The sequence below is a fragment of the Streptomyces sp. NPDC058373 genome, from assembly GCF_042723275.1.
GTDB lineage: Bacteria > Actinomycetota > Actinomycetes > Streptomycetales > Streptomycetaceae > Streptomyces.
The window spans coordinates 37,104-58,827 of record NZ_JBHXJE010000043.1 but is presented as its reverse complement, the minus strand read 5'-3'; the positions used below and the strand labels follow the sequence as shown (position 1 = coordinate 58,827).

Genomic DNA, 21,724 nt, shown 5'->3' with positions numbered 1-21,724 from the left:
GCCGGCCGGGCGGGGGTGCTGCGCCGGCGGGGGGGGGGGGGGGGGGTGCCCTCCGGCCCGGCGGGGGCCCGGTCCGGCCGGACCGGGCCCCTGCGGGCGGGCCGGACGGGGAGCGGGTCGGCCACGGAGCGTGAGAGCGCTCTCCTGCTGTTGTACAGTGCGTTCATGAGCGGAGATGCCCAACTGTCCTCGCCGGCGCCGACGCTGGAGGATGTGGCGCGGGTCGCCGGGGTGTCGCGCGCGACGGTCTCGCGCGTGGTCAACGGCGTGCGGAACGTCGATCCGGCCATCCAGGAGGCGGTCCGCCAGGCGGTCGCCACGACCGGGTACCGGCCGAACCGGGCGGCCAGGTCGCTGGTGACGCGGCGGGCCGAGACGATCGCGCTGGTGGTGTCCGGAGCGGGCGGTGACTGTGGGGAGGAGCAGGACGCCTTCGCCGCGCGGGCGTTCGGGGACCCCTTCTTCGGGCGGGTGGTGAGCGGCGTGATCAGCTACCTCCGCCCGCACTCGATGCATCCGGTACTGATGTTCGCCGAGACGGCGGCGGCGCGGGCCGAGGTGGTGGCGTATCTGCGGCAGGGCAGCGCCGACGGGGCGCTGGTGGTGTCGACGCACGCGGAGGATCCGCTGCCGCCGATGCTGGCGGAGGCGGGGCTCGCGGCGGTGCTCTTCGCCCGTTCCGCGCGGCCGGTGCCGCTCAGCTACGTGGACCTCGCCCACCGGGACGGCGGCCGGCTGGCGGCGGAGCATCTGCTCGGGCTCGGCAGGTGCCGCCCGGCGACCATCGCGGGGCCGCTGGACGTGCCGGCGGGGCAGGAGCGGCTGGCCGGGTTCCGGGACGCGATGGCGCGGGGCGGTCAGCCGTACGTACCGGTGGCCGAGGGCGGTTTCACGGCGCAGAGCGGGGCGGAGGCGATGGCGCGGCTGCTGGCGGACCATCCGGGCCTCGACGCGGTCTTCGCGGCCAACGACCTGATGGCCGAGGGGGCCTGCCGGATACTGCGGGAGCAGGGGCGGCGGGTGCCCGAGGACGTGGCGGTGGTGGGCTTCGACGACAGTCCGGCGGCGACGGCGTGCAGGCCGCCGCTGACGACGGTGCGCCAGCCGGTGGAGGACATGGCGGCGGAGATGGCGCGACTGCTGCGGCAGCGTATCGAGGCGCCGGACACGCCGGTGACTTCGGCGATCTTCGATCCGGAGCTGGTGGTGCGGGAGTCCGCCTGACACCCGGCCGCCCCGCGCCGGCGACGGGGAGGGCCGGTGCGGGGCGGTCGGGTGCGGGCGCGGCCCGGGTCCTGGGTCAGGACTCCGGGGCCCGGGCCGCGGGTCGGGGCGGGGCGCCGTCAGGAGGTGTAGACGCCGAACTCGTGGAGCGAGTAGCCGTAGCCGGTGCCGCGTTCGGTGCCGTGCACACGCACGTACCGTCCGGCGGCGTCCACCTCGATGTCGTCGACGCCGCCGTTGCCGTCGGTGACCTCGTGGACGGTGGTCCAGTTCTCCCCGTCGTCGGAGACCTGGACGGTGTACGCCTTGGCGTACGAGGCTTCCCACTGGAGCTGGACGTGGTGGAAGTCGGTGCGCTCACCGAGGTCGACGCTCAGCCACTGGGGGTCGCTCCAGTCGCTGGACCAGCGGCTGGTGGCGTTGCCGTCGACCGCGTTGGAGGCGGGGCAGGGGCAGTCGCCGTAGGACTCCTGGAAGGAGGAGGCGGTGGCCTCCTTGCCGAGGGCGACGTTGGTGCCGTCGACCGGCGGGGCGATGATCCCGAGCGAGCGGGTCTCGATGCCGACGTTGCCGTGGCCGTCGCGGACCTTGACGTAGAGCTTCCAGACGCCGGGGCGGTCCGGGGTGGTGACGGTGAGCCGGCCGCCGCCGTGGTCGGCGGTCTCCAGTGGGACGAGGGCCTTGTTCTCGTCGATGTACATGCTGCCGGCGTACGCCTGGTACTCCAGCGCGTCGCCGTCCGGGTCGGTGGCCGGGGCCTCGATGGTCAGCTCGCGGCCGCCGGGGACGGCGGTGGCGTCGCCGTCGACGTCGAGGGCGGAGATGACCGGCGGGGTGTTGTCGCCGGAGGTGTCGCCGCCGTAGGCGCCCTTGACGGCGTAGTAGGAGAGGCGCTTCTCACCGCCGGGCAGCAGGTTGAACCAGACGCCGCCGAAGTCGTCCTCCTCGCCGTAGTGGAAGAGGGTCGCTCCGAGGGCGACGCCGTCGTGGCCGGTGACGCAGTCCCAGGCGTCGGTGTAGCCCTCGGCCTTCTCCTGGTCGGTGGGCTCCTCGGGCCGCCCGTTGGCGTCGTCGGGTACCTCCCACTCCCCCGCCGGTCCGGCCTCGGTGATGATGTACGGCTTGTCGTAGCCGCCCTGCTCCCAGGCGGAGCGGACGCCGCAGACGTCCTTGTAGGCGTTGACGGCGTACAGGTCGAGGTCGGGGGCGTTGCGCTGGTAGTAGGGCCAGGCGCCGGTCCACGCGTCGGTGGAGGTGACGGGGTGGTTGGGGTCGACCTCGTGGATCTTCTTGGCGACGTCGTTGACGAAGCTGGTGTAGGCGTCGCGCTGCTGCTCCAGGGCGTCGCCGCTGTAGCAGTTCTGGAGGCCGAGGACGGATTCGTTGCCGACGTTCCACATCAGCACACCGGGGTGGCTCTTGTAGGTGTCGACCCACTTGGGGAACTCGGTGAGCATCTCGTTCTTGTACGCGGTGTCGGTGAGGTAGTCGACGCAGCCGCCGGAGCCGGGGCCGCCGCCGGGCTGGAGCCAGAACCCGGCGACGACGCGCAGGCCGTTGTCGGCGGCGGCGTCGAGCAGGGGCTTGCTGCTGGCGTCGGTGCCCCAGGTGCGGATGGTGTTGACGCCCATCGAGGCGACGTCGGGGAGCTTCTCGGCGGCCTCGGCGGCAGACGGGCCCCAGGTGAGGCCCTTGACCTGGTAGGGGGCGCCGTTGACGGTGAGTTCCCAGTCGCCCTGGCTCCCGGTGACGGCGACCACGTCGTCCGCGGCGGCCGCCTGCTGGGCGGGGAGGGTGAGCAGGCCGACGGCGAGCAGGCCCGCTCCGGCGGGGGCCACGAGGCGGCGCAGCGGGGACGAGGCGCGACGGGGGCGCCGTGGCGCCGTCGGCCGGGGGGTGGGGGGCATGCGGGTCCTCCTGGGACTGGGCTCGGTGCGGGTGGCGGCGGCGGGCGCGGTGCGTGCCCGCCGCCGTGGGGCGGGGGTGGGGCTGCCGCCCCCGTGTCGCGTATGGGGCGGGGCGCTGCGGGAGAGCGCTCCATCAGGTGGGCGCGCGCGTTCCCGGGCGGGAGCGTGCGGCCCGGCCGGGTCAGGCGGGGAGTTCGTACTCCTCGTCGAGGACGGCGCCCTGGTCGGGGTTGGTCTCGTCGTAGCCGCGTGCGTCGCACTGGAGGGCGCCGACGATGCAGTGGTCGACCATCGCCTTGAGGGTGGGCTCGTCCCAGGCGTTGAAGAAGTCGTAGTGGAAGGAGTAGCCCTCTCCACTGGCGAGTTCGACGTCGGTGAGATCACCGTTGACCGGGAAGGCCATCTTGAACTCGATCATCGGCAGGGCCACCGGGTGGCTGGTGGGGCAGACGTTGTTGTTGGTGCCCGCCTTCACCAGCGGATAGGCCATGTGGGCCTGGTGGTCGGGGGTGTCGAGGTGCTGTCCGTCCCAGCAGCTCGGGGCCTGGAAGCGGATGTCGAGCTGGCTGTAGCTCGGGCAGTGGTCGGGGATGTTGTCGTTGAAGTAGCTCTCTCCGCACTCCCAGCCCTCGACGAAACCGGGGTGGTTGCGGAACTCCTCCTTGGTCTGCAGGGGGCTGCCGACCACGTAGCGCAGCCCGGTGGGAAAGGGCCGGACGCTCGTGTAGTCGGTGACACCGGACTTGTAGTAGATGGTCTGCGGGCCGACGGGCATCTTGGGCTCGCCCGCCTGGAGCAGGGTCGGCATCCAGTACGCGGACCGGTCCCCCGGCGCCTTGCAGGCGGTGTTGCCCGCCTGGAGGGAGGCGGTGGTGGAGTGGGCGTCGGTGGTGTCGTTGCCCATGAAGGTGTGGTCGTGGGAGGCCCCGGGCTGCCCCGGGAAGACGATCGGGTCGTCGGGGGCGGTGTGGGTGACCGAGCAGTTGGCCTGGAACTCGTGGAAGTACCGGTGGGGCGGCTCGGCTTCGGAGGGCTCCACGCCGGTGACCGGCGGCTGGGCCGGTATGTAGCCGTCGCCGTCGGGGTCGTCGCCTCCGGCGCGGGGCCGGCCCTGGGCGTGGGCGGCGTGGCCGGAGTGGCCGGCCTGGACCGTCGCCTCGGTGGGGCTGCCGGCGCCCTGAGCCACGGCGGCCGCGGCTCCGGCGGCGCCGAGGGAGGCCGCGACCAGCAGGACGGAGAGGAGTAGGGGGCCCCTGCGGCGGCGGGGGCGGTGGTGACGTGTGGGGTCGGGGGTGGCGGCTCGGGTCCGTAACAGGGCCCGGGGCCGGCGAGTGCGGGGGGCTGCCCTCTTTTCCATCACAACCTCCGTGAGTTGTCGGGAGAGCGCTCTCCCACGGAGTTTCCAGGGCCCGTAACGTGCTGTCAACACTTCTCGCGTATGCGCTGTGCGCGGTCCGGGGGGGGCTGACCGGGCGGCCGTCCCGAGCTTGTCGGGGACCGACGGGCGGCGGCCTCGCATGCCGGCCCGGGTGGAGATGCGGCCTCCGGCGCCGACCGAGCCGGCTTCCGGCTGAGGTCCGGGGACCGAGCCGCCGCGCCGGAATCAACGCGCGTATACAGCGGCCCGGTTGGACGGCAGGGGAGTCATTGTCATGGCTCGATCACGCCACTACGCTGGCCCCTCCGCGAGCCGCCGGACGGCCCCACCCGTTCGACTGCCGCCGCCCCTGGACCGAGGAGCCCAGTTGCCGCACGCTCACCCCCCGTCCGCCGCACGGACCGGTGTGTCCACCGGTCCCGCCCCCACCGCGGCCGGTACAACGTCCGGACCGGAGCAGCCCGGAAGACGAGAAGGACACCCCCACATGACCGCAGGCCAGCAGCCCCGCCGCAGCGTTCCGGGCCGAGGGGTCCGCTCCGCGGCCCTCGCCGCCTTCACCGTGCTGGCCTCGGGGGCGCTGACCGGCGTCGCCCCGGCGGCCTTCGCCGCCCCCGCCGACCGGCCGTTCAACGAGGCCCTCGACCACGCCGCCGCCACCTACGACGTGCCGCGCGACCTGCTGGCCGCCGTCGGATACGGCGAGAGCCGCCTCGACGATCACGACGGGCAGCCCAGCCAGGCCAACGGCTACGGCGTGATGCACCTGGTCAGCAACCCGGACCTGCGCACGCTGGAGGAGGCGGCCCGGATCACCGGCCAGTCCCCGGCCGAGCTGCGCCGCGACACCGGCGCCAACCTCCTGGGCGGCGCCGCCGTGCTGCGGGCCCGTGCCGACGCCCTCGGGCTGAGCGCGGCCGAGCGGGACGACGTCGACGCCTGGTACGCGGCGGTCGCCCAGTACAGCGGCGCCGAGGCCGCCACCGCGCGGCTCTACGCCGACACCGTCTACCGCTTCCTCGCCGACGGCCTGCGTACCTCGGTCGACGGCGGCGAGCCGGTCGAGGTGGCCGCCCGCGACGTGGCCCCGGAGATCCCCGAGGCGCCGGAGGTCGGCCCCGCCGCGGTCAGCCAGGACTACCCGTCGGCCCGCTGGGTCCCCGCCGCCGCGGGCAACTTCGCCTCCGGGCGCTCGGCCGCGATCAGCCAGGTGGTCGTGCACGTCACCCAGGGCTCGTACGCGGGGTCGATCAGCTGGTTCCAGAACCCGACCGCGCAGGTCAGCTCGCACTACGTGATCCGGTCCTCGGACGGCGAGGTGACCCAGATGGTCAAGGACGCCGACACCGCGTACCACGCGCGGAGCGCCAACGCCTCGTCGCTCGGCATCGAGCACGAGGGGTTCGTGGACGACCCGGCGTGGTTCACCGAGGCGATGTACCGCTCGTCGGCGGCGCTCACCGCGTACCTGTGCGACCAGTACGGCATCCCGAAGGACCGGGCGCACATCCTCGGCCATGTCGAGGTGCCCGGCAACGACCACACCGACCCCGGCCCCAACTGGGACTGGACCCATTACATGGAGCTGGTCGGCGGGGAGAGCGGGGCGGTGGACGAGCTGACCTTCGCCTCGTACGCGACGCAGCTCAGCGGCTCCAGCGGGCCGCAGGTCAAGGCGGTGCAGCGGCTGCTGACCGAGCAGGATTACCAGCCCGGCGCGGTGGACGGGTCCTTCGGCGCGTCGACGCAGTCGGCGGTCCGCGCGTTCCAGGAGGACCAGGGCCTGGAGGCCGACGGAATCGTGGGGAGGGCCACGTGGACCGCGCTGCTCTCGGCGGGTACCGCGCCGACGCTGCGCTCCGGCTCCTCGGGTGAGGCGGTGAGCAGGCTGCAGCGGGCGCTGACGGCGGCCTCGGGGAAGACCGTCGCCGTGGACGGCAGCTTCGGTTCCGGCACGGCGGAGGCGGTCCGCGCCTACCAGGGCGCGCAGTCGCTGGAGGCGGACGGCGTCGTGGGCCCGGCGACCTGGCAGGCGCTCCAGTCGGGAAGCTGACCGGAGGACCGGCGCACACGTGCGGCCCGGCGGTGGGGGTCTTCTCCACCACCGGGCCGCGATCATGTGAGATTCCTCCATGCGGGCGACGTGGGCACCGGGCGGAGAATGGAGGGGTTCCGTTCTTCAGGGAGGTGCCACGGCGTGGCGAACGCACCAGTCGACCGCATACCGGCCGCGAAGGTCATCACCGACCCGGCCGCTCTCGGCCGCTACCAGCACGACGAGGCGGAGTGGGCGCCGTACGGCATGCCGCTCGCCGTGGTCCGTCCGCGCTCCGCCGATGAGGTCCGGGACGTGGTGCGGTTCTGCCTCGAACACCGGGTGCCGGTGATCGCCCGGGGTGCGGGCACCGGCCTGTCGGGCGGCGCCAACGCCGTGGACGGCGCGGTCATCCTCTCCTTCGAGGAGATGGACCAGGTCCTGCGCATCGACACCGACGAGCGGTACGCCGTGGTGCAGCCCGGCGTGGTCAACGACGATCTGCGGGCCGCCTGCGCCGAGCACGGCCTGTGGTACCCGCCGGACCCGGCCAGCTCGCCGTGGTCGACGATCGGCGGGAACGTCGCCACCAACGCCGGCGGCATGTGCTGCGTGAAGTACGGCGTGACCCGGGACTACGTCCTGGAGCTGGAGATGGTCAACGGCCAAGGCGAGCTGGTGCGGGTGGGCCGCAGGACCGCGAAGGGCGTGGCCGGGTACGACCTGGCGGGGCTCATGGTGGGCTCCGAGGGGACGCTCGGCGTGATCACGGAGATCACGGTGCGGCTGCGCCCGTCGCGTCCCCTGGAGCGGACGGTCGCCGGGTACTTCGACTCGGTGGTGGACGCCGGGGAGGCGGTCAGCGCGGTGACGGCGGCCGGGATCATCCCCTCGGCGCTGGAGCTGGTGGACCGGCACTGCCTGGCGGCGGTGGACGCGTGGAAGAACATGGGGCTGTCGGCCGACGCCAACGTGGTGCTGCTGGGCCGGGTCGACACTCCCGGCGCGGAGGGCGACGCCGAGGCGGAGCGGATGCGGGAGTGCTTCGAGAAGGCCGGGGCCGGGTGGGCGGTGGTCTCCACCGACCAGCAGGAGGCGGACGCGCTGTTCCAGGCGCGGCGGCTGGCCTACCCGGCGCTGGAGCGCCTGGGTCCGCTGCTGACGGAGGACGTGTGCGTGCCCCGGATGGCGCTGCCGGAGATGCTGCGCCGGATCGAGGAGATCTCCGAGCGGCACGACGTCCACGTGGCCAACGTGGCGCACGCCGGCGACGGCAACCTGCACCCGCTGATCATCACGAAGGCCGGGGACGAGGCGGCGAAGGCCCGGGCGCAGCTGGTCTTCGACGAGATCCTGGACGAGGCGATCGCGCTGGGCGGCACCGTGACGGGTGAGCACGGTGTGGGGCTGCTGAAGATGCGCGGGATGGACAAGGAGCTGGGCGAGGCGGTGCTCGGCATGCACCACGCGGTGAAGTCGGCGCTCGACCCGGCGGGGATCTTCAATCCGGGCAAGGTGGTGGCCGACCGGCAGGGGTGAGCCGCGGCGGTGCGTACGGGGGTCCGCGGGGGCCGGTCAGTCCTGGCCGCGGGCCCCCGTCGGCGTGCCGGGGCCAGGGGTCCGGTCCTGCTCGGGGTCCGGGCCGGAGGCGGCGAGACGGTCGCTGAGGCGGTGCAGGCGCAGGGCCCACTGGACCTCGACGGCGCGGCCGGGCTCCTTCCAGTCGTCGCCGAGGACGGTGCTGATCCGGGCGAGCCGCTGGTAGAGGGTGTTGGGGTGGATGTGCAGGGCCTCGGCGGTGGCGGTGTGCCGGGCGGTGTGGGCGAGGTAGGCGTCGAGGGTCTCGGTGAGGCGGGTGCCGTGGTCCCGGTCGTGGGCGGCGAGGGGGCCGATGGTGGCGGTGACGAAGCGGTCGAGGGTGCCGTCCCCGGCGCCGCCGAAGAGGGCTTCGTAGATGCCGAGTTCGTCGCTGTCGGCGCTGGCGCCGGTGCGGCCGAGGGCGTGCAGCAGGCGGATGCCGGAGCGGGCGCGGCGGTGCGCGGCGCGGATGGACGCGACGGTGCCGTCGGCGCGGGCGGCGACGGCGGTGGCGGGTTCGCGGGCGGCGCGGTCGCGGGCGTCGGCGGGGGTGGCGGGGAGCAGGGCGACGCCGAGGCCCGCGTACTCGAGCGACCAGCCGTGGCCGTGCCGGGCGGCGCGGGCGGCGGCGGTTCCGGCGTGCGGGCCGTCGAGGACCAGGACGGTGCGGACGGCGGCCGGGTCGATGCCGCCGGAGCGGGCGCGGCGTGTGAGGACGGCGTCGTCGGTGGTGCCGTCGAGGAGGGCGGTGAGGTACTCGCCTCTCACGCGGCGCTCGGCCTCGGTGGCGGCGCGTTCGGAGGCGAGGACGAGGCCGATGACGGTGGCGCCGGTCTCCAGGGAGCGGACGGTGTTGGCGTCGAAGGGCCGGTGGTGGCGGGCGACGACGCAGCCCGCGTACTCGTCGGCGACGACGACGGGGGCGAGGGCCCAGTGGCCGTCGGGGGTGTCGCGCAGCCGGGTGGCGCGGTCGGCGGGGCCGGTGAAGCAGGAGGCGGGCGGGCCGGTGTCGGCGGCCAGGGCGGTGGCGAGGGCGTGCGGGCCGGGGTCGGCGGCGCCGGTGGGCAGGGCGGTGTCGTGGGCGTCCAGGACGGTGATCCCGGCGCCGAGGGCGTCACGGAGCGCGTCGGTGACGGCGTGGAGCCCGGCGCCGCCGAGGACGATGTGGGTGAGCCGCTGGTGGAGGGCGACGGCGCGGCGGTCGGCCTCGGCGCGGCGGCGCAGTTCGGCGGTGGTGCGCTGGTGGCGGTCGAAGAGTTCGGCGTTGTGCAGGGCGAGGGCGGCGTGCGCGGCGAGCGCGGTGAGCAGCCCGGTCTGGTGGTCGGTCCAGGTGCGGGGGACGCGCTGGGCGACGAGGAGGACGCCGATGGTCTCCTCGCCGACGCGCAGGGGGACGCCGAGGATGCCGCGGAGCTGTTCGCCCGCGGCGGCGGCGTCGACGGTGGCAGCGTGGGTGAGGTGGTCGTCGTGGAGGTAGTCGGCGCACCAGTGGGGCTGTCCGGTACGGACGACGAGGCCGCCGAGGCCGACGCCGCGGGCGAGTTCGACGCCGCGCAGGGCGGAGCCGATGGAGCCGTCGACCACTTCGATGCGCAGGGCCGCGTCGTCCTGGGCGAGCATGATGTAGGAGAGGTCGGTGCCGAGGAGGCGGCGGGCCTGGGCGGCGACCTCGTCGAGGACGTCCTGGGGTGCGTGCAGGGCGGCGAGGCGGCGGGCCAGGTCGTTGAGGACGGCGGTCTCGGCGGCCTGCCGGGTGCGGGCCTCCAGGAGGGCGTGGACGTGCAGGGCGCGCCGTGCCTCGGCCTCGACGGCCGGGTGGGTCTCGGGCGGTCCGGCCGCGACGAGGCGGTGGCGGCACGCTTCCAGGGCGGCGAGCGGGGCGCCTTCGGCGAGCAGCTTCAGCCAGGGGCTGGCGGTGGCCGCGTCCGGGGCGGTGCCGGCGGGCTCCGGCATGGGGGTCCCTTCCGTGGCCGGGCGGCGGTGCCCGGCCGGTCGTGCGGTGTGTCCGGCGTGGCGGGCCGGGCACGGCTGGTACTGGTCGGACCATACGCGGCGGCGGGGCGCGGTGCGGGGGTCAGGGGGGCGATCCGAAGCGGGGGTGGGCGGCGAGCCAGGCGCGGTAGCTGTCGCTGTGTGCGGCGGCCTCGCGGTAGGCGGCGCGGGCGTGGCCGAGGACGGCGCCGCGGCCCCGGCGGCGGGTGAACCGGGGTGGAGGCCCAGGAGGTGGCGCCAGCTCAGCGGGGCTCCGGCCAGGGGACGGGTGACGAGGCCGGGGGTGGGCGGGAAGGTGGCGCGGCAGAGGCCGACGGCGCGGCCGACCTGGACGAGGTGGACGCAGGAGGCGGTGTCGGTCTCGAAGACGGAGAGCGGGGTGAATCCGGCGCGGGCGCAGGCGGCGGCGAAGCAGTCGGCGAAGCAGCCGTCGCCGGGGACGTCGGTCCAGGCCTCGCGGGAGAGGCGGGCGAGGGGGATCTCGTCCTCGTCGGCGAGGGGGTGGCCCTCGGGGAGCCTGACGAAGACGGGGTCGACGCCGACGACCTGCCAGACGAGGTCGGCCTCGCGTGGCGGGCTGCTCTCGCCGCAGACGCCGATGAGGGCGTGGTCGAGGCGGCCCGCGACGAGCAGGGAGCTGATCTCCTCCACCGACCAGGAGGTGTGGGTGGAGACGGGGCGGTGGGTTCGGCGGCGGCGAGGCGGTCGACGAGGGCGCCGAGGAGCGGTCCGTGGGTGGCGCCGAGGCGGAAACGGCGGATGCGGTTCCAGGAGTCGGCGAAGCGGACGGCGTCCTCCTGGAGTCCGCGCATGGCGGGGAGGACGACGCGGGCGCGTTCCAGGACGAGTTCGCCGAGCAGGGTGGGGCGGGCCCCGGTGGGGTCGCGGTCGAAGAGGGAACCGCCGAGGGCCTTCTCGATGCGCCCCAACTGGCTGGAGAGGGCGGGCTGGGCGAGGCCGAGGGCGGCGGCCGCGCGGGTGAGGCTGCCTTCGTCGGCGATGGCCCGTACGGTCCGCAGGTGACGCAACTCCAGGCCATACCAGGAAGTTATGGGCGGCGGGCGGTTGCGGCCATACGTCGGAGGCGACCGCGACGTCCGGCGGCCGCCGGCGGTGGCGCGGGCCGCGCGCGGCCGCGCGAACGGCGCTCGGTGCCCCTCGTCGGGCTTCCGGCATATGCCAGGAGCACCATCGCATCGAGTATTGCCGAATCGCTCACGGGTCGGCGGGCCCTGTGCGACAGTCGTACCCGGCCCCACCGTCGGCCGCCGGCCGTGCCGCCCTCGTATCGGAGTCCGTATGTCCTCGCGCTCCTCGGTCCACCCCGCACCCGAGCCGTCCGTGCACGGCTCGGTACGGGCGCTGATCGACGGGACGCGGCGGCTGCGGGGCGCCCTGGACGCCGTACGGCAGGACGCGGGGGGCGGCGAGCCCGATCCGCCGCGCCGCCGGGCACTCTACGACCTGGCGCTGCGGCAGCTGGACGATGTCGGCGGGCATCTCGGGCGGCTCAGCGGGGGTCTGCCCGAGCCGGAGCAGCCGGCTGCCCCCGAGGGCCGGGAGGCCACCGAGGGCAGCGCCGAGTGGGACCTGCTCACCGACGCGGTGTGCTGGTCGCCGGAGCTGTACCGGGTCCTCGGCCGGGACGAGGGGTCGCGTGCCCTGTCGCTGGACGAACTTCCCTCCTTACTTCTTCCCGAGGACCAGCCGCTGCTCACCGCGATGGTGACCGACTGCCTGATCGACGGCCGGCCGCTGGACGGCGCCTTCCGGGTGGTGGGCGGAGACGGCACCGTCCGCACCCTGCACATGAGCGGGGCCCCGGTCCTCGACGCGCACGGCTCCACCGCCTCCATGCGGGCGGTGCTCCGCGACGTCACCGGCGCCGGGACACCGGTCGGACGCACCGGCGTCGTCGCCCCCGTTCCCCCGCCGCCGGCCGACGCCGTCCCAGGCAGGAGGACCACGACGGCGATACGGCATCTGCCGCCGGGTCCCGGTGCGGAGGAGGACGGCACCTGGTGCGACGTTCTGTCCCTGCCGGACGGCCGCACCCTGCTGGCGACGGGTGACCGCCGGCCGCCGGTCGGCCGCGACCTCCTGGTGGGAACCCTGCGCGGCCTGGTCGCCGGGGGTGAGGAGCCCGGTGACGCGCTGGAGCTGGCGGCCGCGCTGCTCTGCGCCGAAGGGCCGGACCGGATCGGCCCCGCCCTGTGCTGCGTCCACGACCCGGTGAGCTCCACCCTGGCCTGGGGCCGCACCGGCAGCCACCCCGCCCCCCTGCTCCACCGTGGCGGCGCGGTCCTTCCGCTGGATCCCGGCGGCCTTCAGGAGCGGCTGCTCCCCGGGGACCTGCTGCTCCTGCACACCACGGGCGGCCACCCTGAGGCAGACCCGTCTGCGGAGCACGACCGGGCCACCGGCGCACTGTTGGGCCTCTCCCCCGGCCTCGGACCGCACCTCGACGCCGACGCCTGCGCGGAGCTGGCGGTCCAGGCGCTCGCCGGCGCCGCGGACCACGCCGGAGACGGGCGGCGCGGAGCAGCACGGGTGGTCACCCTCCGGACCGGCGCCGGTTCCCAGGCAGCCGGGAACGGCTGAGCTTCCGGGGCATGCCGGAGCGGCGTCCGGGCACCCGTACGAGCCGGGCACCGGTGAGACCCCCCGGTCCGCCACGCCGTCAGGGCGGGTGGAACGACGGGGTGTTGGCGGGGTCGCCGCGCTGAGCGGGGCGGTCAGGCCGGGGCGGCGCGCCGGCTCGGGCTCGGCATGACCATCTTGATCTCCTCGCGGAGGGTCTCGATCTTCGGGTAACCCGCGTACTGCGCGGTGAGCCGGTACATCTCCCGCAGCCGGTCCCAGGTGCGGTGGGAGGAGTTGTCGCTCATCGACGCCAGCGCCAGCCGGGCGTACCGGTCGGCCTGCTCCGGGTCGTCGGCGATGAAGCAGGCGGAGGCTAGGGAGAGGTGGTCGAAGATCTTCGACCGCTCGCGCTGCTCCGCGCGCAGCTCCAGGGCGACCTTGGCGTGGTGCTCGGCCTGCTGGGCCGCCGCCGGCTCGTGCTCGGCCAGAGTGCGGTAGGCGAGCGCCTGCATGCCGTGGAGGTCGGCCTCGTCGAACATCTGCATCCAGTTGGGCGGCTCCGTGCCGCCGCGGTCCGAGACGAAGAGGGTCTCCGCCTCGCCGAGGGTGCGGCGCATGGCCTGGCCGCGCCCCATCGCCGCCTGCGCCCACGCCTCGATGGTGTGGAACATGGCGCGGGTGCGGGGCAGGGCCTCCTCGCCGGAGCCGGTCTTGGCGAGCTTCATCAGGTCGAGCGCCTCGTCGGGGCGGCCCAGGTGGACCATCTGGCGGGCGGCGCGGGAGAGCGCTTCGCCGGCGCGGGGACGGTCACCGCCCTCACGGGCGGCGTGGGTGGCGATCACGAAGTACTTCTGCGCGGTGGGCTCCAGGCCCACGTCGTGCGACATCCACCCGGCCAGCACGGCCAGGTTGGCGGCCACGCCCCACAGGCGGCGTTGGAGGTGGTCGGGGTGGCGGTAGGAGAGCATCCCGCCCACCTCGTTGAGCTGGCCGACCACGGCCTTGCGCTGGAGGCCGCCGCCCCGGGAGGCGTCCCAGGCGCGGAAGATGTCGACGGAGTGTTCGAGTTCGGCGACCTCCTGCGAGCCGACGGGGGCCGCCTCGTACCGGTCGAAGCCGGCCTGGTCGGCGTAGCCGCCGCGCGGGCCCGGGAGGGTGGAGGGGGGTGCCGGATCGGCCTGGATCCAGTCGTACATGGCGGTGGTGAGCACGGAGCCCGCGGTGAGCGCGGCGCTCGCGCCCATCAAGCCTCGTCGGTTGAGCATGAGGTCCATTCCCGTGAATTCGGTGAGGACCGCAGCCGTTCGCTCGGGCGCCCATGGCACGCCGTCGGAGCGCTCCGCGCTCCCACCGGGCCGTCTTTTCCCCGTGCGCCCGCGTCGAACCAGACCGAGATCCTCGATGGTCACGACACGGCCGAGTTGCTCGGTGAACAGGGCCGCCAGCACCGTGGGCACCGGGTCGCGCGGGATCTCTCCCATGTCGATCCAGCGCCGGACCCGCGAGGTGTCGGTCGCCAGCTGGGGGTGGCCCATGGCCGCCGCCTGCCGGTTCACGAGCCGGGCGAGTTCCCCCTTGGACCAGCCGGTCAGGCCGAAGTGGTCCGCAAGGCGGGTGTTGGTCTGTCCGCTCACGTCAAGCCCCCAGGTTCTCGGCTGAGTTGACAGTAGCCCCCTGTCAGTTGCTGAGCGACTATTCGCCAGGGTTCGCCAGGGTGCGCCAGATGGTGTGCCACCGGCTGGCGGGTGTCAGGTAGATATGCGCCTCCCCGACCCGGTGGCCGTCCCCCGCACTCCCCAGGGTGCGGCCCGGTGACCGGGCCGGGTGGGCGCGTACCTCACAGGCACACGAAGGGATCTGTCAGGCTCATGTACGCAGCATCGTCCTCCGTGTCCGCCCCGTCCCGGCCGCCGCTCAGCACCCGCCCGCCTCGGGCGAGGGAAGCCAACCCGCCGGGCGGCGGCCCGTACCTCGACCCCGCGCGCCCTGCGGCCACAGTGCTCGCCTCCGGTCGGACCCGACGCGTACCGGGGCTCGGCACACCACCTCTCAGCGGAAGGCTGGACCTGTCCGGCCCGCAGGGAGCGCAGTTGCGGGCGGCCGTCGCCGCCGTACACCGCGTCTGCCCGGAGTTCCACCCCGTCCAGGTGCTGCGGCGCAGCCCGCGTTCCGTCCTGCTGGTCGGGACGAGCGGGCGCACCACCGCGGTCGCCAAGTGTTCGGTGGATCAGTCGGCCGAACGCGCGGAGCGGATCAGGCACGAGATAGCGACGTACCGTTCGTTCGTCCGGCACCGCCCGCCGGTGCGGGTCCCGCGGCTGGTCGCGGCCGACCCGGACAACGGGACGCTGGTGATCGAGCGGATGGCCGGCCGGGCGGCGGCGCTCCAGCGCCACCCGGTGGAGGCACCGCCCGCGGCCGACCTGCGGGCCGTGCTCGGCGCGGTGCGCCGCCTCAACCAGTGGCGCCCGCCGACCAGGATGTTCGGCGCGCCGCTGGACTACGCGGAGCGGATCTCGCGTTTCCACGCGCTGGGGCTGCTCACCGACCGCGACCTCGGTGACCTCCAGAAGCTGCTGCACGGCATCGCCCGCTCCGCGGGCCGGGTCGGCACCCGCGAGTTCTGCCACGGGGACGCCCTGCTGTCCAACATCCTCCTCTCCCCCGCCGGCCCGGTCCTGGTCGACTGGGAGCAGGCCGGCTGGTACCTGCCCGGGTACGACCTGGCGACGCTGTGGACGGTGGTCGGGGACGCCCCGATGGCACGTCAGCAGATCAGCCACCTCGCCCAGAGCAGCGGCCCGGCGGCGCGCGACGCCTTCCTGGTCAACCTCATGCTGGTGCTGACCCGGGAGATCCGGGCCTGCGAGTCGGCGGTGCAGCGGAGCATGCGGGAGACTCCGGCGGGCCCGGCCCGTGCGGGTGCCGCTCCGGCCGGCGAGGAGCAGCGGCTGCTGCTGCGCCGCCTGCACGACGACTGGGCGATGGTCCGCCGTGCGGTGCGGGCGGCGGTCGGGACCCGCTGACCGGGCCTCGCGACCGAGCGCGGTCCGCCCCGGGGCAGGGGCGGACCGAGTCGGTGCTTCCCGGGCGACGGAACGCCGGGTACCGAGCGGCAGAGGTCTATTCCCGTGACGCGCCCCCGGCGGGAGGGGGAGGGCCCGGAAAGGGTGCGGGAGGGTGACGGCGAGGGCGCGCCATCCGCCGAACCGGCGCCACCACAGGGCTGTTGACGGATCATCGTCAAGCCGGTACCACTGGTCCACGCCCCGCCTCGGTGATCACGTACGCGCCCCGGTCCGGGCTCCCGCTGTTCCGCGCGTCCCGGGCGACGCGCGGCCCCTTCCCAGGAGGCCCTGTGCGAAGAAACGTCCCTGCTCTCGTCGGCGCGGGCGGGCGCAGAGCCCGCAGGACCGGGCTGACGGCGCTGGCCGGCGCAGCGCTGGTCCTGCCGCTGCTGGGCGCCGCCCCCGCTCCCGCCCCTGGCGACCCCGCCGACGGTCTCCAGGGCGCGTTCGCGGCGGCGGCCCGCGAGTACCGGGTGCCCGAGAGCGTGCTGCTGGGCGTGGCCTACCTCCAGTCGCGGTGGGACACGCACCAGGGCAGGCCGAGCGTCACCGGCGGCTACGGGCCGATGCACCTGACCGACGCCCGCACGGCGCTGGCCCGGTCGACGGGCCACCACGGGGAGCACGGCGAGGACGCCCGCGGCGACGCCTCCCGTCCGGCCCGCACCCCCGAGCCGGTGCTGCCCTCGGCCGCCGAGGAGCTGCCGGAGCGGCTGACGACGCTGCGGGAGGCGGCGCGCCTGAGCGGGCTGCCCGCCGAGCGGCTGCGGAGCGACCCGGCCGCCAACATCCGCGGTGGTGCCGCGCTGCTGGCCGAGGCCCAGCGGGAGCGCGGGGCGCGGGCGGGCGAGGACCCGGCCGACTGGTACGGCGCGGTGGCGGCGTTCTCCGGAGCGGAGGACCGGCGGACCGCCGCCGCCTACGCCGACGAGGTCTTCTCGGTGCTGCGCTCCGGCGAGGCCCGGACCACCGACAGCGGCCTGCGAGTGGTTCTCGCTCCGCAGCCGGGGGCGGTGCCGGACGCCGCGCAGACGGCCGGGCTCGGTCTGCGCGAGGGTGGCGGGCAGGGCGCGGTGGAGTGCCCGCGTACCGTCTCGTGCGAGTGGCTGCCCGCGCCGTACGAGAAGTTCGGGGAGGGTGACTACGGCAACCACGACAAGGCGGACCGGCCGCGCAGTTCCCGGATCGACTCGATCGTCATCCATGACACCGAGGCGACCTGGGACACCACGCTGGAGCTGGTGCAGGACCCGGAGTACGTGTCGTGGCACTACTCGCTGCGATCCACGGACGGCCACATCGCCCAGCATCTGCGGGCCAAGGACGTGGGCTGGCACGCGGGCAACTGGTACACCAACGCCAAGTCGATCGGGTTGGAGCACGAAGGCTTCCTCGCCGACCCGGACGCCTGGTACACGGAGGCGATGTACCGGACCTCGGCGCGGCTGGTGTCGTACCTGGCGAAGAAGTACGACATTCCGCTGGACCGGCAGCACGTCCTCGGGCACGACACGGTGCCGGGGACCACTCCCGAGACGATCCCGGGGATGCACACCGACCCGGGCCCGTACTGGGACTGGCAGCACTACTTCGCGCTGCTCGGGGCGCCGCTGAAGGCGTCGGCGGGGAAGAACGCCGAACTGGTCACCATCGCGCCCGACTACGCGAGGAACCGCCCGGAGTTCACCGGCTGCGAGAAGGCCGGCGAGCCGTGCGCGCCGCACGGCTCCAGCGCGGTGCGGGTCCACACCGAGCCGCGCGAGGACGCGCCGCTGGTCCAGGACATCGGGCTGCGCCCGGACGGTTCGCCGTCGACCATCGACGTCAACGACCTGGGGTCGCGGGTCTCGGCCGGTCAGAGCTACGCGGTGGCGGAGCGGCGGGGCGAGTGGACTGCCATCTGGTACCTCGGGCAGAAGGCCTGGTTCAAGAACCCGCGCAGGGCGCCGGTGGCGGTGCCGACCGCGGGCCGGGTGCTGACGCCGAGGCCGGGCCTGGCGGAGGCCCCGGTGTACGGCAGGGCGTACCCGGAGAAGGAGGCGTACCCGGCGGGCGTCACCCCGCAGGAGATCGTGCCGCTGCCGTACACGATCGCGGCGGGCCAGCGATACGTGTCCGGCGGGCGCGTGCCGGGCGAGTACTACTTCGCGCCGGCCTTCGACACCGCCGGTCACACGGTGGTGCGGGGTGCGGAGCAGTACTACCAGGTCCAGTACGGGCACCGGGTCGGTTATGTGCGGGCGGCCGACGTGGTGGTGCGGGCGGCGCGGCGCTGAGGCGTACCGCGAGACGGCTCCGGCCGGGGACCGCCGCTGCGGTTCCCGGCCGGTGTGGTGTGCGGGTGGCTCAGCCCTGCTGGAAGAGTTCGGCGGGCAGCGGCTTGAGGAGGGCGTACAGGTCGTCGCTGATGGGGCGGTCCCAGGCGGCGACGGTGACCAGGACGTTGTCGCTGCGGTCGAACTGGACGCAGGAGACGCGGCTCTCCGAAAGCTTGACGCGGCGCACGATCAGGAGGTTGTCGCCCTGCATCACGGGGACGTCCTCGGTGTCGACGACCTCGACCTCCTCCTCGTTGTCCAGGGCGAGGAGGAGCTGGGAGACCTCGAACGGGGGCTGCTTGTCGGCAAGATCGCGGGCGGGCGATCCCTGCGGGAGGTTGCCGATGATCATCGCGGGTCCGCGGCCGCCGAACAGGTCGTACCGCAGGAAGACGCCCTGACAGGAGCCGTCGGGCGCGGGCAGCAGCCCCGCGCCGAGATTGCCCGGCCAGTCCTCGGGGTCCATGGCCAGGACGTCGAAGTCCGGGCCCGCTGGTGTGGCGGCGCTGCGGCGGCGGAGGAAGGACATGCCGCCATGGTACGTGCACGGCGGCGCCGCGCGGCGGGCGGTGCCGGGGGGCACGGGCCGCTCAGCGGGCGGCGGCCGTGCGCAGCAGGGTGACGGCCTCGTCGGCCCGGGCCTCGGGGACGAAGAGGTGGTCGTGGTGGAAACCGGCGACGACGTTGCAGCTCATCCCGGCGTCGGCCAGGAGGGCGGAGACGGCGGCGGTGAGGCCGACGGCGTCCAGCGCGGAGTGGACGCGCAGGGTGATCCACCCGGCCGGGTAGGTGGAGGTGAGGCCGTGGGCGTGGGCCTCCTCGCGGGTGACGACGAGGGTGCGCCCTTCCGGTTCGCGGACGGTGACGACGGGGTCGAGTCCGGCGGGCAGGGGCTGGTCCTCGGGGAGGGTGGCGTAGACGTAGGCGCCCGGGTGGCGTTCGGGGCTCAGGCCCGCGAGGAGGCGGCCGAGGTCGTGTTCGGGGTGCATGGCGGGAGGATAGGGCCCGCGCCCCGCCGGGCCGGGCGCGGGCCGGGGTTCAGGCGGCGTCCTCGCCGGAGGCCGCGGCGGCCTCCGCCAGCTCCTGCGCGGTGGGCACCACGGCGACCGGTGCGGGGGCGTGCAGGAGGACGGCGTGGGTGACGGAGCCGAGCATCCGTACGGGGGAGAAGGCGCGGGGGCGGTGGCGGCCGACGACCACCAGTTCGGCGCCGCGGGCCGCGGCGACCAGGTGGCCGGCGGCGTCGCCCGCGGCGACCTCGGCGTCCACGGTCACCTGGGGAAAGGTCTCCTTCAGGGTGGCGATGCGCTCGGCGACCAGCTGGCGGCACTCGGCCTCGGCGGCCTCCTGGTCGGCGGCGGTGGGCACGAACTCTCCGGCGGCGGCCCAGGCGACGAGGGGCCAGGGGTAGGCGCAGACGACGTGCAGCCGGGCGGAGCGCAGCGCGGCCTCGCGGGAGGCGAAGGCGAGGGCCGGGTCGGGGCCCGGGTCCTCGGGGTCGGGGAACTCGGCGGACATGCCGAGGACGACGCGGGCGCCGGGCGCGGGTTCCGGTGCGTCGGTGTGGACCTCGCGGCCGGGGCGGGGCACGACGACGACGGGGCTGTCGGCGTCGCGGGCGCAGGCCATGCCGTTGGAGCCGAGGAGGAGGCTGGCGAAGCCGCCGCGGCCGCGTGAGCCGAGGACGAGGAGCTGGGCCTCGGCGCCGAGGCCGGGCAGGATCGAGGCGGCGCTGGAGTCGAGGGTGGCGAAGGAGAGCTCCGGCAGTCCGGTGCGTCCGGCGAGGGCTTCGCGAGTCTGGACGATGACGGAACTGTCGGGGGCGTCGGCTCCGGCGGGGGGTTCGGCGCCGCGCGGGGCGGCGGTGCGGACGGCGTGGACGACGCGCAGGGGCGCCTCGCGCAGGCGGGCCTCGGTGAGGGCCCACTCCAGGGCCCGGGTGCTGTCCTCCGATCCGTCGACGGCCGCGATGACAGGCAGGGTGCTCATGGTTCTCTCGCCTCCGGGGCGCAGCGGTGGTGCGGCTGGTTCCGCTGCCAGCTTCGCGCAGTCGGGGGCCGGAAGGCAGGGTCCTTGGTCCCGTGTCGCCGCCGAGTGGCCCCGGGGACGGGGGCCCGGTGGTCAGCCGAGGCGGTCGCGGAGTTCGCGTTTGAGGATCTTGCCGCTGGCGTTGCGCGGGAGGGTGTCGGTGAAGACGATCCGCTTGGGTGTCTGAAAGGCGGCGAGGCGTGCGCGGGTGTGGGCGAGGAGTTCGGCCTCGGTGGTGTCGGCGCGGGTGACGACGACGGCGGTGACGGCCTCGATCCACTTCTCGTCGGGGAGGCCGACGACGGCGGTCTCGGCGACGGCGGGGTGGGTGTAGAGGGCGTCCTCGACCTGGCGGGAGGCGACCAGGACGCCGCCGGAGTTGATGACGTCCTTGAGCCGGTCGACGACGGTGAAGTAGCCGTCCTCGTCGCGGACGGCGAGATCGCCGGAGTGGAACCAGCCGCCGCGGAAGGCCTCCGCGCTCTCCTCGGGCAGGCCCCAGTAGCCGTCGCAGAGCTGCGGGGAGCGGTAGACGATCTCGCCGGGGGTGCCGTCGGGGACCTCTTCGCCCTCCTCGTCCACGACGCGGGCCTCCACGAAGAGGACGGGCCTGCCGCAGGAGTCCATGCGCCCCTCGTGCTCGTCGGGACCGAGGACCAGGGCGAGCGGGCCGATCTCGCTCTGCCCGAAGCAGTTGAAGAAGGCGAGCTCCGGCAGGCGGGCGCGGAGCCGCTCCAGGACGGGGACCGGCATGATCGACGCGCCGTAGAAGGCCTTGCGCAGGACGGTCAGGTCGCGGGTGGCGAAGCTCGGGTGCTGGGAGAGGGCGATCCAGACCGTGGGCGGGGCGAAGAGGGAGTCGGCGCGGCCCGCTTCGACCAGGCCGAGGACGGTCTCGGGGTCGGGGGCGTCGAGGACGGTGTTGTCGGCTCCCACGGCCAGGTAGGGCAGGAGGAAGACGTGCATCTGCGCCGAGTGGTAGAGCGGCAGCGTGTGCAGGGGCCGGTCCTCGGAACTCAGGCCGAGGGTGTGCAGGGCGCTGGTGTAGGCGTGGACGAGGGCGCGGTGGCTCATCATCGCCCCCTTGGGCAGGGCGGTGGTGCCGGAGGTGTAGAGGAGCTGCGCGACGGCGTCCGGGCCGGGTTCGGGGCCGTCGTACGGGGGTGCCTCGGCGAGCAGGGCGAGCAGCGAGTCGCCGGTGTCGCGCAGCGGCAGGACGTCGGTGCCGTCGGGGAGGCGCCCGGCGAGGGCGGGGTCGGCCAGGACGGTGCGGCTGCCGGAGCTGGTGAGGATGTGGGTGAGGTCGGCGCCGGTGAAATTCTGGTTGACGGGCACGTGGACGAGTCCGGCGCGGGAGCAGGCGAGGAAGCCGATGAGGTACGCGTCGGAGTTGTGGCCGTAGGCGGCGACACGGTCGCCCGGGGCGAGGCCGCGGGCGGCGAGGACGTGCGCGGCGGCCGAGACGGCGCCGTCGAGTTCCGCGTAGCTCCAGACGCGGTCGGCGTAGCGCAGGGCGGTGGCGCGCGGGGTGCGGCGGGCGCTGCGGCGCAGGACTCCGTCGACGGTGTTGCCGTGGGGTGCCGTCATGGCGTGATCCTCGGCCCGCCCGGGCG

Annotated in this window: 14 protein-coding genes and 2 pseudogenes; 6 read left to right on the top strand and 10 right to left on the bottom strand. The window is 74.8% G+C overall.

What is annotated here, in order from left to right; genetic code table 11:
* The first annotated feature begins 165 nt into the window (after positions 1–165).
* Positions 166–1,224, top strand: coding sequence for a LacI family DNA-binding transcriptional regulator (locus ACFWMZ_RS22400; RefSeq protein ID WP_383203677.1), 1,059 nt, complete (start codon positions 166–168; stop codon positions 1,222–1,224).
* A gap of 119 nt (positions 1,225–1,343) precedes the next feature.
* Here ACFWMZ_RS22400 and ACFWMZ_RS22395 read toward each other — a convergent pair whose 3' ends face one another.
* Together ACFWMZ_RS22395 and ACFWMZ_RS22390 are read right to left on the bottom strand one after the other, a co-directional pair.
* A complete protein-coding gene (locus tag ACFWMZ_RS22395; RefSeq protein WP_383203674.1) occupies positions 1,344–3,131 on the bottom strand; it encodes a discoidin domain-containing protein in 1,788 nt (595 codons plus the stop codon).
* A 181-nt stretch (positions 3,132–3,312) separates the two neighbouring features.
* Positions 3,313–4,488 (bottom strand): DUF1996 domain-containing protein, encoded by a 1,176-nt coding sequence (locus ACFWMZ_RS22390; protein ID WP_383203671.1) that lies wholly within the window; start codon positions 4,486–4,488, stop codon positions 3,313–3,315.
* 508 nt (positions 4,489–4,996) lie between these two features.
* Here ACFWMZ_RS22390 and ACFWMZ_RS22385 point away from each other — a divergent pair.
* Together ACFWMZ_RS22385 and ACFWMZ_RS22380 are read left to right on the top strand one after the other, a co-directional pair.
* The gene (locus ACFWMZ_RS22385; protein ID WP_383182515.1) at positions 4,997–6,562 is read left to right on the top strand and encodes a peptidoglycan-binding protein; all 1,566 of its coding nucleotides are present in this window, start codon (positions 4,997–4,999) and stop codon (positions 6,560–6,562) included.
* Positions 6,563–6,706: 144 nt separating this feature from the next.
* A complete protein-coding gene (locus ACFWMZ_RS22380; protein WP_383182517.1) occupies positions 6,707–8,083 on the top strand; it encodes an FAD-binding oxidoreductase in 1,377 nt (458 codons plus the stop codon).
* A gap of 36 nt (positions 8,084–8,119) precedes the next feature.
* On the opposite strand, the gene ACFWMZ_RS22375 is transcribed toward ACFWMZ_RS22380, so the two are convergent.
* The 3 genes and pseudogenes from ACFWMZ_RS22375 to ACFWMZ_RS22365 form a co-directional block, all read right to left on the bottom strand.
* Positions 8,120–8,890 (bottom strand): PucR family transcriptional regulator, encoded by a 771-nt coding sequence (locus ACFWMZ_RS22375; RefSeq protein WP_383203689.1) that lies wholly within the window; start codon positions 8,888–8,890, stop codon positions 8,120–8,122.
* Between the two features lie 507 nt (positions 8,891–9,397).
* Positions 9,398–9,799 (bottom strand): annotated as a pseudogene (locus tag ACFWMZ_RS22370) (GAF domain-containing protein); the annotation flags it as partial.
* A 397-nt stretch (positions 9,800–10,196) separates the two neighbouring features.
* Positions 10,197–11,142: pseudogene (locus ACFWMZ_RS22365) on the bottom strand (LysR family transcriptional regulator).
* 271 nt (positions 11,143–11,413) lie between these two features.
* On the opposite strand from ACFWMZ_RS22365, the gene ACFWMZ_RS22360 reads away from it, so the two are divergent.
* The gene (locus ACFWMZ_RS22360; RefSeq protein ID WP_383203668.1) at positions 11,414–12,715 is read left to right on the top strand and encodes a PAS domain-containing protein; all 1,302 of its coding nucleotides are present in this window, start codon (positions 11,414–11,416) and stop codon (positions 12,713–12,715) included.
* A 134-nt stretch (positions 12,716–12,849) separates the two neighbouring features.
* Here ACFWMZ_RS22360 and ACFWMZ_RS22355 read toward each other — a convergent pair whose 3' ends face one another.
* Positions 12,850–14,331 carry a hypothetical protein gene (locus ACFWMZ_RS22355; RefSeq protein ID WP_383182523.1) on the bottom strand — a complete coding sequence of 494 codons (1,482 nt, stop codon included), beginning with the start codon at positions 14,329–14,331 and terminating at the stop codon, positions 12,850–12,852.
* 234 nt (positions 14,332–14,565) lie between these two features.
* Here ACFWMZ_RS22355 and ACFWMZ_RS22350 point away from each other — a divergent pair, with 234 nt between their 5' ends.
* Positions 14,566–15,723 (top strand): aminoglycoside phosphotransferase family protein, encoded by a 1,158-nt coding sequence (locus ACFWMZ_RS22350; RefSeq protein ID WP_383203665.1) that lies wholly within the window; start codon positions 14,566–14,568, stop codon positions 15,721–15,723.
* Positions 15,724–16,115: 392 nt separating this feature from the next.
* Positions 16,116–18,041, top strand: coding sequence for an N-acetylmuramoyl-L-alanine amidase (locus ACFWMZ_RS22345; RefSeq protein WP_383203686.1), 1,926 nt, complete (start codon positions 16,116–16,118; stop codon positions 18,039–18,041).
* A gap of 70 nt (positions 18,042–18,111) precedes the next feature.
* Here the strand turns inward: ACFWMZ_RS22345 and ACFWMZ_RS22340 are convergent, their stop codons facing one another.
* The 4 genes from ACFWMZ_RS22340 to ACFWMZ_RS22325 form a co-directional block, all read right to left on the bottom strand.
* Complete coding sequence (locus tag ACFWMZ_RS22340) at positions 18,112–18,612, bottom strand: hypothetical protein (RefSeq protein WP_383182527.1); 501 nt, start codon at positions 18,610–18,612, stop codon at positions 18,112–18,114.
* Positions 18,613–18,673: 61 nt separating this feature from the next.
* Positions 18,674–19,072 (bottom strand): ACT domain-containing protein, encoded by a 399-nt coding sequence (locus ACFWMZ_RS22335; RefSeq protein ID WP_383203662.1) that lies wholly within the window; start codon positions 19,070–19,072, stop codon positions 18,674–18,676.
* 49 nt (positions 19,073–19,121) lie between these two features.
* On the bottom strand, positions 19,122–20,072 hold the full coding sequence (locus tag ACFWMZ_RS22330) for a universal stress protein (protein WP_383203660.1): 951 nt from the start codon (positions 20,070–20,072) through the stop codon (positions 19,122–19,124).
* 132 nt (positions 20,073–20,204) lie between these two features.
* Positions 20,205–21,698, bottom strand: coding sequence for a fatty acyl-CoA synthetase (locus tag ACFWMZ_RS22325; RefSeq protein ID WP_383203657.1), 1,494 nt, complete (start codon positions 21,696–21,698; stop codon positions 20,205–20,207).
* Between the last annotated feature and the right edge of the window lie 26 nt (positions 21,699–21,724).